This window comes from Paraphotobacterium marinum (genome assembly GCF_002216855.1).
Classification (GTDB): domain Bacteria; phylum Pseudomonadota; class Gammaproteobacteria; order Enterobacterales; family Vibrionaceae; genus Paraphotobacterium; species Paraphotobacterium marinum.
Map to the genome: position 1 here is coordinate 658,800 of NZ_CP022356.1, position 13,478 is coordinate 672,277.

Annotated in this window: 11 protein-coding genes and 1 pseudogene; 3 read left to right on the forward strand and 9 right to left on the reverse strand. The window is 29.8% G+C overall.

The window, feature by feature from the left end; genetic code table 11:
• Positions 1-89: 89 nt before the first annotated feature.
• The 3 genes from traT to CF386_RS10215 all read left to right on the forward strand — a co-directional run bounded on the left by traT (position 90) and on the right by CF386_RS10215 (position 2,852).
• Positions 90-725 (forward strand): complement resistance protein TraT, encoded by a 636-nt coding sequence (traT, locus tag CF386_RS10205; protein WP_158522381.1) that lies wholly within the window; start codon positions 90-92, stop codon positions 723-725.
• 11 nt (positions 726-736) lie between these two features.
• Positions 737-1,201: a hypothetical protein gene (locus tag CF386_RS10210; protein WP_089074332.1), complete on the forward strand. Its 465-nt coding sequence runs from the start codon at positions 737-739 to the stop codon at positions 1,199-1,201.
• Positions 1,202-1,637: 436 nt separating this feature from the next.
• Entirely contained in the window at positions 1,638-2,852 is a 1,215-nt protein-coding gene (locus CF386_RS10215; protein ID WP_089074333.1) for an MFS transporter, read from the forward strand.
• Here the strand turns inward: CF386_RS10215 and CF386_RS10220 are convergent.
• From CF386_RS10220 to CF386_RS10260, 9 genes and pseudogenes are all read right to left on the reverse strand, one after another.
• Positions 2,823-3,743 carry a LysR family transcriptional regulator gene (locus CF386_RS10220; RefSeq protein ID WP_089074334.1) on the reverse strand — a complete coding sequence of 307 codons (921 nt, stop codon included), beginning with the start codon at positions 3,741-3,743 and terminating at the stop codon, positions 2,823-2,825. The genes CF386_RS10215 and CF386_RS10220 overlap by 30 nt on opposite strands.
• A 251-nt stretch (positions 3,744-3,994) precedes the next feature.
• Entirely contained in the window at positions 3,995-4,432 is a 438-nt protein-coding gene (locus CF386_RS13740) for a LysR substrate-binding domain-containing protein (protein WP_089074335.1), read from the reverse strand.
• Entirely contained in the window at positions 4,351-4,911 is a 561-nt protein-coding gene (locus CF386_RS10230; RefSeq protein WP_089074336.1) for a LysR family transcriptional regulator, read from the reverse strand. Before CF386_RS10230 ends, CF386_RS13740 begins: the two co-directional genes overlap by 82 nt.
• 1,164 nt (positions 4,912-6,075) lie before the next feature.
• Positions 6,076-6,711, reverse strand: a complete 636-nt coding sequence (locus CF386_RS10235; RefSeq protein WP_089074337.1) for an outer membrane protein — start codon at positions 6,709-6,711, stop codon at positions 6,076-6,078.
• A gap of 499 nt (positions 6,712-7,210) precedes the next feature.
• Positions 7,211-8,851, reverse strand: coding sequence for a peptide ABC transporter substrate-binding protein (locus tag CF386_RS10240; protein ID WP_089074338.1), 1,641 nt, complete (start codon positions 8,849-8,851; stop codon positions 7,211-7,213).
• A 214-nt stretch (positions 8,852-9,065) separates the two neighbouring features.
• Positions 9,066-9,340: pseudogene (locus CF386_RS10245) on the reverse strand (hypothetical protein).
• A 243-nt stretch (positions 9,341-9,583) separates the two neighbouring features.
• Complete coding sequence (locus tag CF386_RS10250) at positions 9,584-9,868, reverse strand: hypothetical protein (RefSeq protein ID WP_089074339.1); 285 nt, start codon at positions 9,866-9,868, stop codon at positions 9,584-9,586.
• Positions 9,869-10,170: 302 nt separating this feature from the next.
• A complete protein-coding gene (locus CF386_RS10255) occupies positions 10,171-11,544 on the reverse strand; it encodes an NAD-dependent succinate-semialdehyde dehydrogenase (protein ID WP_089074340.1) in 1,374 nt (457 codons plus the stop codon).
• A gap of 12 nt (positions 11,545-11,556) precedes the next feature.
• A complete protein-coding gene (locus CF386_RS10260) occupies positions 11,557-13,212 on the reverse strand; it encodes an acetolactate synthase large subunit (RefSeq protein WP_089074341.1) in 1,656 nt (551 codons plus the stop codon).
• Positions 13,213-13,478: the final 266 nt, after the last annotated feature.

Consider the following 13,478-nt stretch of genomic DNA (forward strand, 5'->3'; position numbering starts at 1 on the left):
ATACATCTTGCATTAACATGTGTTCACCTTTATTATGAACACTGTTTTTTATGAACACTGTTTTTTATAAATACTCAGGAAATCAAAAAATGAAAAAAATGGATGCAACAAAATTATTATTAGTCAGTTACTTTTTATTTTCATTATGTGGCTGCGCTGCCGTTGGAACAGCTGTGAGTCATATGGATAAAGAAAGTAATACTCAAATGAGTAACAGTATTATTTTACCACCAAAAAAGAAAAGCAAAATTGTATATATTCACATTACAAACTCTACAAATCACCAAGATCTTAATATTAATAAAAAATTAAAAGAATCATTTAAAGAGAAAGGATGGGAGGTTTCAGACAACTTAGAATACTCTAATTATGTTGTCGAAGGTAATGTCATTCAAGTCGGTAAAAAAAGCATGACTTCTGCAGAAGAAATGCTTGGCTCAGGTTACGGAGGAGCTTTTGATGGATTTGCTTCCACTGCAATATTAGCAAGCTCAGCCTCAACTGGAGTTTATGGAGCTGTTGGTGGTGAAGTGGTTGATAATGCAGTTAAAGATGTCAACTATACCTTAATCTTAGACTTAAAAATCAATGTAAATCATAATTTCAAAGAAGATTTTAAAACTCGTTTGCTATCAACGGTCGACCAAGTGAATTTATCATATAAAAGTGCTAAAACCCCATTGGTTGCTAATACCGTCAAAGCAGTTGTAGGATTAATGTCTTAAGAGGAAATAAAATGAAACCTGTTTTCTTGATATGTCTTACCTTAATATTGATGACTGGATGTTCAAGTGAAAAGATTTTATCCCAGGGTGAGGTTGTTAAAAGCATAACAATAAATAAAAGAGGTAATGCCGAGAACGCAGGCATAGTTTCAGAAAAAGATGCTGGAACGGGTGCTGAAGCCGGTGCTATTACTGGAGGACTTCTTGGTCTTGCTTACGGACCCTTATGTGTTATCACTTGCCCAATCGGAGCTATAGCTGGTGGTGTTACAGGAGCCGTAACAGGAGGCACTTATGGAGCGGTTGATGGTGCAACTAATAATCACGCTGTGTTATATTCATATTTAGTACACGACAATCAAACTCAAGAATTGATTTTGATTCACCAATATGACAAACAAAAAATACAAGATCATCAAATGGTGAATATTTATAAAAACAAAAAGGGATTATTTATAAAACCAGTAAATACATAAGTAGTTCATTAAAATTTATTAAGACACTTTTAAATCAAAATTTTCATTGAAAGTGTCTATATTGAAATTAATGGAGACTATTTTATTTTTTATGATAGTTCTGAAAAGTTGTGTTTTTTTGAGGGTGGTATTTTAGCTTCTTGATAATTTATGTACGTATAATGTTCATGACACTTGTTATATGGAAATAATCAAAATTTACTTCATTTTCTACAATGAACTGATCTCCCTTTAAAAACCTACCCTTTCTTTTTTTAAATAATTATTAAAGAAGTAAGCATATTTAGCAAACATAAATATTGTATTAACTTTACAATCAACAATCTTTCCATGTTGGAAACAATTTATTGAATTTTATTAAATTTTTATAAAAATAAAAAAAGCATATAATTCAAACTAATTTTTCATAAAAGTTATATTTGCTAGGACAATTAAAATGTTTGAACTTAATCTATCAAAAAATAATTATTTAATAATTATGATGATTCTTTCTCCAATACTAAACATGCTTCCTGGCGTAAGTTTAGAGCTCATATCCCCTGCTCTTCCAATCATTCAACATGACTTTTCAATTTCATCATCTTTAATGAAGAGCTTAATCAGTTTCAATATTTTGGGTTTTTGTATAGGTTGCTTGATTGTAGGTTTAATGATGGAGTTTATTGGAAGAAAAATAACTATTTTGATTGGTTTATTGATTTTTATGTGTTCAAATTTATTATCACCTTTTTGTAATTCTATAAATTTGTTACTCTTAATGAGATTTCTTCAAGGGTTTTCTATTGTTGTCGCAGCTATTGGTTCAAGAGCAATCATTACACATACCTTTACCGGTCAAGCTTATACTAAAGCTATTATTAATGCATCAACGGCTTATAGTGCTGGTATTATATTAAGCCCTTTTATTGGCTCGTATTTAGTACAATACTTTGGATGGCATTCGTGTTTTTTTCTCAGTTTTACTTTTACTTTATTAATTTTTATAAATATATTATGTTTTTTGGAAAATGACTGTTCCGATGAATTAAAACCAAAAATGATAAAAGAAAAAATATCAAATTTTTTTCTTCTAACAAAAAACCACTCTTTTATGAAAGGAACATTAATTGTTGGATTAACTTTCTTTTTGCAAATTATATTTGCAACAGTAGGACCAGCGATAGTTGAAAATACACTTCATTTATCAGTCATTATTTATGGAAAATTTGCTCTATTAATGGGGTTGGCTTATCTTATTGGGAATATTATCAACCGAATATTAATTGAAAAATTTCCAGTGGAAAAAATACAAAAAGGCGGTTTTTATGCTAATATCTTAACGGGTTTGATTCAAATTATTTTTTCTTTTCAAACTAACATGAATTTATATGTATTTGTAATTCCTTTAATTTTCATGAATTTCTTTAGTGGTTTTATCTATGGTAATACATCTGCAATGACACTGAAATCTTTTAAAATAAATGCAAGCTCAGCAATTGCGATGCTTCTATTTTTAAGTGCTGTCGTTGGATATCTTGGTTCATTTGGTCTTTCTGTTTTTCACATAAAAAGCATAACTGAAATTGGTTTGATCATTTTTTTGATTTCATTATTCCAGTTACTTTTAATCAAGTCTTCGCATCTAATAAGCCTCAAAAAAAGAATTTTTTAAAAAAGTTACAAAAGTACTCGTACTATCATTTATATTCAATTCTTTATGATAAATTAAAAATAACTCCCAATCGATTTTAGGAAAATCTTTAAGGAATATCTTTTTTAATTTACCTTCTCTTAGGGAGCTGTCGACAATACTTTCAGGTAAACATCCGACACATAAACCAGCTTCAGTGGCCGACTGAATTGAATCAAAGCTAGATAATTTAAGCAAGGACTTTTTCATAGTCAAGGCACTTACCCATTGAAATAATTTTTTTTGTGAGTATCCAAGCATATTTTGATCAAAGGGTGAAAAGTTGGATGTGACAGCAAAGGTTGTTTCTTGAATATCTCCCTTTACTAACTCTTCTTGATTAAATAAGGGATGGCTGTTACCTACCACAAAAACCAACTCCGATTTTCTGAGAACCTCGTAATGACACTCAGCATTCATACTAGCTGGCTCGCCAGAAATAAATAAGGAGTTTTTGTCATTTAACAACTGAGTTTGCTGCTCCTCCCAAAGTGATACTTTAACATTAATTAAAATATTAGGGTGCTTTTCTTTGAACCTCTTGATAAGTTCAAACATCGGTTTCTGATGAGTAAAACCAATATTAATTTGAATGGGCTTTATTCTATTTTTTGAATATTGAGCTTGCTTTATCAATTCTTGATATTCTTTAATCATTTTTCGAGCTTGTGGTAACAAAGATTCTCCAAACTCTGTTAATTGTATTTTTTTTCCTTTAGTCTCAAAGAGGTTATCTTCAAGTTCATCTTCTAAATTTCTTATTTGCTTATGTAAAGCAGAAGGAGTCATAAAAAGCTTTTTAGCAGCTGCTGTTAAATGTAACACTTCAGATAGAATAATAAAGTTTTGTATTTGTTTGATTGAGAAATTCATTGGTATTCCGATATATTTTAAATTTTATTAAATATCCACATAATAACCATTGTATTAGTTTAGATTAAACACATTAATTAAAATCAAATATATCATACCAAAGTTAAATAGCCATCATTTGACTTAATAACTTAACTAAAAACATATAATAAAAACAATTACATATAATCTTTATGCAAAAAAGACATTTTTTTATTTGTGCGCTCTTAATCTATGTTAAATTTGAGTAGGTGGCCAATTAATTATACATATCATAAGTCCAAATAAGATTTTTCCAAAAAATCCAAAAATGTAAGTGTATTGTCATCTAATGAACCGTCTTCATGATAAATAGCAAAAAGCTCCCAATAAATACTGGGGAAGTTTTCAATAATAATAGTTTTTAATTTCCCCTCTTTTAAAGAGCTATTTACAAAACATTCCGGTAAACAGCCAATACATAAGCCTGCTTCTGAAGCTGATTGTATCGAAGCAAAAGTTAATAAGTTTAAAAAAGAAGTATTTACCTTTAAACTATTTATAAAATCATATATTTTTTGAAACGAAGCTCCCAACTTAATATTAGAATATAAGGGCTGAATAGCTGGAATAGATAAAGTAAGATTATTTAAATCTTCAGGTAATAAAATACTTTTATCAAATATAGGGTGACTTTTTCCAACAACAAAGACAATCTTTGATTTTTTAATATTTTATTTTTTACATTTTTATTAACTTTTAGCGGCTCTCCTGATAAATATAATGTCCCCTTGGAATTTGAAAGATATGATTGTTGTTCTTCCCACAAAGAAACATTTACATCTATTAAGATATTTGGATGCATTTCTTTAAAATTTTTAACTTTATTCATAACAGATACTTGATGTGCAAAATCAACATTTATTGAAATGGGCGTATCATGAGTTAACGATATTTGAGCCTTTCTTATAAATTTATCGTATTCTAATATCATATTTCTTGATTGAGGTAACATAGACTCCCCAAATCCGGTTAATTCAATTCTTTTTCCTTTAGTTTTAAATAGCTTGTTACCTAATTGTTCCTCTAAGTTTTTTATTTGTTTATGTAAAGCCGATGGTGTCAAATAAAGTTTTTGTGATGCTTCCGTTAAATGCAAAGTTTCTGACAAAACAATAAAGTTATTGATTTGCTTTAGGGTTATATGCATATGGATGTCCCTTATTGTATTTATATTTATATTTATATTTATATTTATATTTTTTTAATTTGTTTTATTTAAAAGATTAAATAATCATATTAAATAAAATGAAAGATTAAACGATAACAAACGTAGGTTTTTTTATTATTTAAAATTATATCTCTCTAAATAATGATTAAGAATTCTTAAAATTTTGACGATACTTCCTTTTTATCAGGAACTTTTTACTTATTTTAAATTCAAACTTTCATGTGGAAAGTGTTCATTTTAAATTAGTTAACATATTATAAAAGCTCAGTCATAAAATTATATTTAGATAACTTCATGTTAATTTTTTAGATGCTTTAACTTTCATATTTATTTTTCAAGCCAAATTTGTCAAATAATCCAAACTTCTTCAATACCTCAAACAGGAAATATTTAGAAAAGTACTTATATTCTTCTAAATAAAAGATAAAGTGAATCAATTTTAACTGAGATTTAATCTTATTTAATTTTTGAAAAATATTAATAATGAGCTTTATTAGAAACTTTTCTGTTACTACGTATCGAGTCAACATAACCATAATAAAGCTATAACTTTATTTGATTCAAATTTAATAATTTCGAATTATAATTAACAACTCTCGTAAGTATAATTTAGATACGTACACTTAAATAAATTGTTGTTAAACTCAGCTATATAGTTAATATAAATGATATGTATTCTATGAGGTTAGGATAATTAAAAATACCAAATTTTTAAAATCTGTATAAAAAAATATAATAAATCAATTGTATATTATCGATTCTGGAATAAATATATTCTCTATGTATTTTACCCAACTTTTGGATCAAACCTTTACCCTGTTCATCAAAATAATCCTGTGTATTAACGAACTAACTCTATTAATCTTGCATTAACAAAGCTAAAAAGTCTAATTAACCATTAAATAATAAATCCCTATCTGTATGATATGCAGCTTGATAGCTTCAAATCTCTTTTAGTATTTAAGCTTGTTCGGTCTAGTATTAGTAAAACTGTAAATAAAAGAAAACAAGTTAAATTTTTCATATATTTTTATTACAATTTTGTATGGCCGATAATCATAATCTCAAATCACTTAACACTCATAACATGAAAACGTGTTAAGTAATTTTATGCGAGTTATACCGACTAAGGAAGGGTAACTTTTAAAATGTATAATTTACACCTAAAGAAACATTTTGAAAGCGATAAGTCTCATCAAATATATCATAATCACTGTCATTATTTTTATCTTTCCCATCTATGTAATTATACGAAAGCTCTAAAGTTACATTTTGTGCTATGTTGTAACCTACACCAGCTCCAAATGCTGCCTCCCATTGATTATTAGTGTCTTTATAAGAGTAACCTAAGTCACTACTATATTTGACTGTTTGAGATACATATGCTACCCCAGCTTTACCAAATAAATACAAATCATTATTCATATTAAACTGAACTTTAAACATAACAGGAATATAATAATTTGTGTTCAACTTAGCTGTTTCTGTATCCAAAAATGAATTTTCTTGTGCTTTTGGAGAGTAAAAATTTGTGCCAATACCAATTTCAGGTCCAAGAGAAAATCGATCATTTATGTGAAATAAATACCCTACATTTACCTCTGCGGTTTCTCCATTATCATCTTTTATTTTACCTGAACCTACATCGTTAATATTATCTATATTCATCCAAGAATATCCACCTTGAATACCTGCATATAACCCTTCAGCATTTACTGATGATGTTGCAAGCCCTGATAAGCCAATAATTACTGTTGTCGTCAATAATACTTTTTTCATTTTAAAATCCTTATTTAATATAATGGTGTTTTTTATTTTTTTGAAAAAAATGGGTTTTAATACTTTATTATTCAAATTTTAAAAACCACAACATAGTGCGAAATATTTTGCTTAGATAAACTTATTATTTTTTAGCAAAATAACCCAACTTAATGAGATAGGCATTCGCGCCTTAACTTTTAATATGCACACAATAAAACAATGTTCTATTATTGTAAATATTCTTTAATTGAAGATTTTATAAATGTTTTTTGAAATAAATTGAATGTGTTTAAAAAAAGAAAATATAAAATTTTATGTAATCTAATTAATATTGTCGATATTGTAAGAACGTAAAATATGATAAATTTAGTTATAACTCTTCTAAATTGACCAACAATAACCTATTAGTAATACATGAAAGTGTTCAGGTTAAGTTTTATAAAAAAAGACCTACTATTAGGTCTTTTTTCTATTAAAAGTTATCATAATAAATTTTATTGCTTCATAACTAGTTAGCTTATGAATGTTTTGTTAAGTATAAGTCTTTTGTATAAACAAAATTTAGTGCATCATTCATTGGAAGTCCTTGCACATATGGCTTAACTAAACGTGTCGCCTGAGCTTGATAAATTGGAGAGACTGGAGCAGATTTATCAATTTGCTTTTCTAACTCATTATAAAGTTTTTTTCTTTTATTAACGTCTAAAGTAACGCCTGTTTTATTTAGAAGCTTACCATACTTTTTGTTATTCCAGTGCCCTGTATTTTCTGAGCCATTTGGAGTTAAAATACTATAAAAAGTCATTGGATCATTATAATCCCCACTCCAACCACTCACAGCAACATCCCAGTTATTAGTTTCTTGTGTAGTATTTAAATAACTTTTCCAATCTTGATTTGAAATAGTGACATTTACCCCAATATTTGTGCTTAACATTGAAGCAATAGCTGTATTAACTTTTTTTAACATCGGACTTGATGCGTAAAGTAAATTAATTTGTAAAGGATGATTTTTATCAAAGCCCGCTTCTTTGAGCCACTTTCTTGCAAGCTTATATCTTTCTTGCGGTGACAGTTTTTCTTGTTGCGTTTGGATTGGTGCATAATTTGCAGTTTTTGTAGGTGCAAAAGTATAGAGCGGACTAAATGCGGGACCTAAAACGTCCTTACTTATAATATCTCTATCAAAACCATAACTGATTGCCCTTCTTACTTTTGGATCGCTCAATTTTTTCTTACGAACATTAAATGCCATATATTCAGTAGACAAATCAGGTGTGATTTTAAGTTGATTAGGATACTGATTTTGTAATTGAGTAAAAACAGGATTTGGCGGCAATCTCCAGCCAGTCATGTCTTCTCCACCAGCTTGATAACGATTAACATCACTATCGGCCTCTTTAATTTCTAAGTATGTAACTTGATTTATAACTGTGTTTTTATCGTCCCAATATAGAGGGTTTCTTTTAGCAACAAAGCGTCCATTTACAATGTGCTTTGTTAATTTATAGGCACCATTTGATACAATATGCTCAGGGTTAGTCCATTTATCACCCCATTTTTCAATTGTTTTTTGCGGTACTGGCATTAAAGAGCCATTAGCCAACATCTGAACAAAATAAGGTGTCACTTTCTTTAATGAAACCTGAAATGTATAATCGTTAATTGCTTTGACACCTAATGTACTAGGTTTTTTTTTGCCCGCAATTATAGCATTTGCATTTTTAACGTTTGCTAAACCAATATAATATGCATATGGAGAAGCCGTATTAGGGTTTGCTAATCTTTCCCATGCATAAACAAAGTCATGAGCAGTTACCGGAGAACCATCAGACCATTTTGCATTTTTTCTTAAATGAAAGGTGTATGTCAAATGATCATCACTCACATCAAAACTTTTTGCAACGCCCGGTCTCATATTACCATTAGCATCAACAGTCATTAAACCTTCAAATAAATCATTATCGATTCTTTGACCATAAACATCAGAAGATAGAGTAGGATCTATCGTTCCTGGTTCCATTTGGTTATTAAAGGTAAAGTTTTGTTGTTGACTTAATTGTGTATTTGACGGTACGTTTGCAGCAGATACATTTGAGCTTAATCCAGCCACAGCAAGACTAGCAACCATGGATGTCCATAATATACTTTTTTTCATAATTTTCCCTATTAGTTATGTTTGTATTAAATTTATATGCGTATAGTTGCATATATTTTGACTATATAATCATATAATGTGAGGATTATCCATAAAATTTTATAAGAAATTTGAAATTCGTATGAATTTATATATTTTTTCGGGGTGTCAATTTAAAAAAAAAAAGCTAACTGATACGTTAGCTTAAATTATATTGGGATACTGCAAGTTGGTTTTATTTCTTATTCGAAGTTTTATGATGCTCTCTTGAAGATTTTTATGATCGTGCTTCTTATCATGGTGATGTCGAGTATGGTGACCGTCTTCATGATGATTTACCAGGTGCTTATGACCTTCATTTTTACCACCATGTTTTTGTAATGGATGGGACGGCTCATGATCTCGATATTCAAGATGATCTTTATTATGTTTATGTTTTACATCATCATCATAAACATGATCCATTTTTTCTTTTGTAGAAACTTTAGTTTTTTGCATTTTCTCAGACATATTTAATACCTGCTAGTTTAAATCTTTTTAAATTATATAAGCACAATATATATGAACTATAAGTTATTTATATAAGTATAAGACCTTAAATTTAAAAATTTAATTAATATAATGCTCTTTTGATTATTCAATATACAATAATCAAAGAAAACATATCTTAAATATATTATTTATCTTAAGCATAAAAAAGGATTAGTCATAATATTTGTTAAATGAAACCCAAAATTTAAAAACAAAGCAATTTTACGATACTTCTTTACGATTATATTTATCGAATAAGTCTTGTATCGAAGGATTTTTCCAAGATACACAGTCATTTAATCCAATGGCCACTACGGCAGGTATCAATGCATTAATTCCTTCAAGTAAACTAATTTTTTGGATTTCATCTAATGTATTAGATTCTAAAACTTGTATGTTTTGGATCAGTGCAGCTATTGTACCTTTTCGTACTTTTATGTTGTTTATAGTCGTTTCATTTTGGGCGTCTGCTAAAACATCTGAAGGTTTAATCAATTTATTCGTCATAATATTTTTATTCTTTAAGTTAATACTAAAAGTATCATAAATCATTAAATTGATTTTGTATTATTGGGAACAGACAAATGATTGTTTGAATCAGACATTATAATCAAAAAATATATTATCTTTTAGAATTAAAAATGATTAAAATAGTTTTTGTAAAAAAAACCAAGTTATAAACATTTTCTTATTAGTGATGGTAATTTACAATGCTATTAATTAAGACTGTATTATTTTCTGTTAAACAGAATTAAACGTACACCTTAATTTAACAATATTAAGATGTACGTTATATCAAATTGGTTTAGTTATTCATTAACAATTATTGTTTTAATATTTACAAACTCTCTTAGACCTTCGACAGATAACTCTCTACCAAAACCAGATGCATTTATGCCACCAAATGGCAATCTCTGATCTGAAGCGACTGTTTTATTTACACAACAAGTACCTGCTTCAAGAAAGTCTCTTGCAATCAATTCTCCTTTTCGAATATCTTTAGTATAGATAGCAGCTCCCAAACCAAAGGATGAGTCATTCGCAATCTCTATAGCGTCCACTTCATCTCTTGCTGGTAAAATCGATACAACTGGACCAAAAAGTTCTTCATCATAAGCTGGCATTCCTTTTGTAACGCCTGTGAGAAGTGTTGGCTCATAATAAAATCCAACTCTATCAAGGACATTACCACCTAACTCTAATTTGGCACCAAGATCCACGGTCTTTTTAACCTGTTCTGCTAATTGAAGCATCAAGTCTTTTCTGGCCATAGGGCCCATTTTAGAGTTTATGTCTTTAGGATCCATACAAGCAAAGTTATTTTCAATTTCGTCTTTCACTTTAGAGATAAAAGACTCGTAAATAGCGTTTACAACAATGATTCTTTTAGGTGAAATACAAATTTGTCCTGCATTAGAAAGTCGTGCGCTCACAATTTCTTTCGCTGCTTTATCTAAATCCGCATCCTCTAAAATTATATATGGATCACTCCCTCCTAGTTCTAAAACCACTTTTTTCAAAGCACGACCGGATTGTTCACCTACAGCAATTCCAGCTCTCTCACTTCCTGTTAAAGTGACTCCCTTCACTAAAGAATGATTAATAACACAATTGGATAAGCTAATGTCTATTACGATAGAGCGCATTAAATTTTCAGGGAATCCAACTTTAACTAATGCTTTTTCTATTGCATTCGCCGCACCAATAGAATTTTCAGCATGCTTTAAAACAAAAGCATTACCAGCCATAATATTAGGTATCATCACTCTTAACACCTGCCAAAAAGGAAAGTTCCAAGGCATAATGGCATAAATGATTCCTAAAGATTTGTATGAAACATAACTTTTGTAATGTTCAGTTTGAATTTCTTTGGGAGCAAGCATTTCTTGTGCATGCTCTGCATAATAATAACAAAGATCAACACACTTTTTAATTTCCTGAATAGCTTGTGTGATTGGTTTCCCCATCTCTTCTGTAATTATATTTGCATACTCTTTTTGGTTACGATCCAGCTCCTGTCCAAGAGCAATCATGAGCTCTTTTTTAAGATCATAAGACTCAAGTTGCCAAATTTTTTGAGCCTGATCCATTTTGATTAAAATGTCATAGACCTGTTCAATTGGCATTTCTTCGTAAGAAGCAACAATGTCTTCTGTCGAAGGATTTATTACATTTATTGACATAGTTAACTCCGGTTATTTAACAACATTTTTTAAATGTTCAAAAAGCTTCATATTTTCACTATAATCTACAGGAACAACAATGACGCTCGGTTTGTCTTTAGAACTTAATGCATTGTTTAGGATATTTGTGAAATTTTCAGACTTATCTACTAGATAGCTATTACAATCAAATGAATTAGCAATTTTTTGCAAATCTAAGCCACTGAGTTGACAATGTGATGATGTGTTGTAAGACATTTCTTGTTTCCATTTAATCAATCCATAATGTCTATCTTCCCAGACAATCACACAAATTGGTATATTTAGATCTCTTGCAGTAGCTAGTGCTTGTATACTCATCATAAAACCACCATCACCACAAAGAGCCACAACATTTTTCTCTGGATATAATCTCTTTGCTTCAATAGCTGAAGGAATACTACCTCCCATAGAGCAAAAACCATTACTGATAAAGACAGTTTTAGGTAAACGGGCTCCATATTGTCTTGCTACCCACATTTTATGAGCACCAACATCACTAATTAAAATATCTTCATCTTTTAATGTTTCTCTGATGTCATGAAGAATTCTTTTAGGTCTCATAGGAAACGCATCATCATCATTATAACTTCTAACATCTTTTTCTATTAGTTCTTGCTGATCTCTAAAGTAAGGTTGATCCTTGCTAATTGATTTAAACTTGTCCGTTTTACTTAAAATTGTATTTACTTGCTCTAAAATTACTTTGATATTACCTATCATTTCAATTTTAGGAATATAATCTTTGTCGACTTCAGCCACGTCAGAACTTATATGAACAATGGTTTTTTCTTTTCCAACATTCCATCGACTAGGTGGATATTCCACCATATCATAACCGACACAAATGACTAAATCTGATTCCTCGAACGCATTAATCACAAGATCTTTCATTCCCATACCAACACAATGAAGTGAACGATCATACAAATTTGATACAGCGCCCTTGCCCATAAAAGTGTGTGCTGAATAAAGTTTGGTATGATTTAAAAATGATTTTAATTCTTTATCACATTCAAATCGAACAGCACCATCACCGAGTAAGATTATAGGCTTTTCATGTTGTTCAATTAAACTTAAAACTTCTTCAATTTGTTTAGTCGTTGTCCCGACATCCTCAAATGACTTATCTGTAGTAAATGCTTTACTACTCGCATCATGCTTTGCAATATCCTCAGGCAACTCAATAAGAACAGCCCCTGGTATGCCTGATGTAGCAACTTTAAAGGCCTTCGCAATAATTTCAGGTATCGAGTCAGCATCTCTTATTGTAACAGACCATTTTGTTACTGGTTTATACATATCTACAGAGTCCATATTTTGATGAGACTCTTTATGAAGTCGATCTGTTTCTGCTTGACCAATGATAGCAACTAAGGGTGAGTTATCCATATTTGCTTGGGCAACCCCAGTCAACAGATTTGTAGCACCGGGGCCCAATGTCGCCATACAAACACCAGGTACACCTGTTAAACGTCCATGCATTTCTGCCATAAATGCAGCAGTTTGTTCATGTCGCGTCGTAATAAAATCTATTTCTGAATCCAGCAAAGAAATCATAACATCGGCGTTTTCTTCACCTGGGACACCATATATAGTCTTAACACCTTGTAGTTCAAGACATTGTAAAAACAAATCGGAAGCTTTCATAGTTGCTCATTTTCTTTATTAAAATTTAAGATAAGATTACTATTTTAAAAAACAATTGCATACATACTTTTAAAAAGAATAAGATTACATTATTGGAATATAATTAAATAATTTATTCCATTAACATTGAAAAGTTCATTTCTATTAAACACATATTGGCATTAAGAAGGATATATAAATTTCGATACAGTCTCTTGTTGATTAATTTAGGCTTTATTATTTGAGTCTTGAGTAATACTATGTAAAACATATTTAAGAGGGTTGTA

Bases quoted from the DNA above. Each gene is read 5' to 3' on its own strand.
- traT (WP_158522381.1), top strand. From the start codon at position 90: ATGAAAAAAATGGATGCAACAAAATTATTATTAGTCAGTTACTTTTTA.
- CF386_RS10260 (WP_089074341.1), bottom strand. From the start codon at position 13,212: ATGAAAGCTTCCGATTTGTTTTTACAATGTCTTGAACTACAAGGTGTT.
- CF386_RS10255 (WP_089074340.1), bottom strand. From the start codon at position 11,544: ATGTCAATAAATGTAATAAATCCTTCGACAGAAGACATTGTTGCTTCT.
- CF386_RS10210 (WP_089074332.1), top strand. From the start codon at position 737: ATGAAACCTGTTTTCTTGATATGTCTTACCTTAATATTGATGACTGGA.
- CF386_RS10220 (WP_089074334.1), bottom strand. From the start codon at position 3,743: ATGAATTTCTCAATCAAACAAATACAAAACTTTATTATTCTATCTGAA.
- CF386_RS10215 (WP_089074333.1), top strand. From the start codon at position 1,638: ATGTTTGAACTTAATCTATCAAAAAATAATTATTTAATAATTATGATG.
- CF386_RS10240 (WP_089074338.1), bottom strand. From the start codon at position 8,851: ATGAAAAAAAGTATATTATGGACATCCATGGTTGCTAGTCTTGCTGTG.
- CF386_RS10235 (WP_089074337.1), bottom strand. From the start codon at position 6,711: ATGAAAAAAGTATTATTGACGACAACAGTAATTATTGGCTTATCAGGG.
- CF386_RS10230 (WP_089074336.1), bottom strand. From the start codon at position 4,911: ATGCATATAACCCTAAAGCAAATCAATAACTTTATTGTTTTGTCAGAA.
- CF386_RS10250 (WP_089074339.1), bottom strand. From the start codon at position 9,868: ATGACGAATAAATTGATTAAACCTTCAGATGTTTTAGCAGACGCCCAA.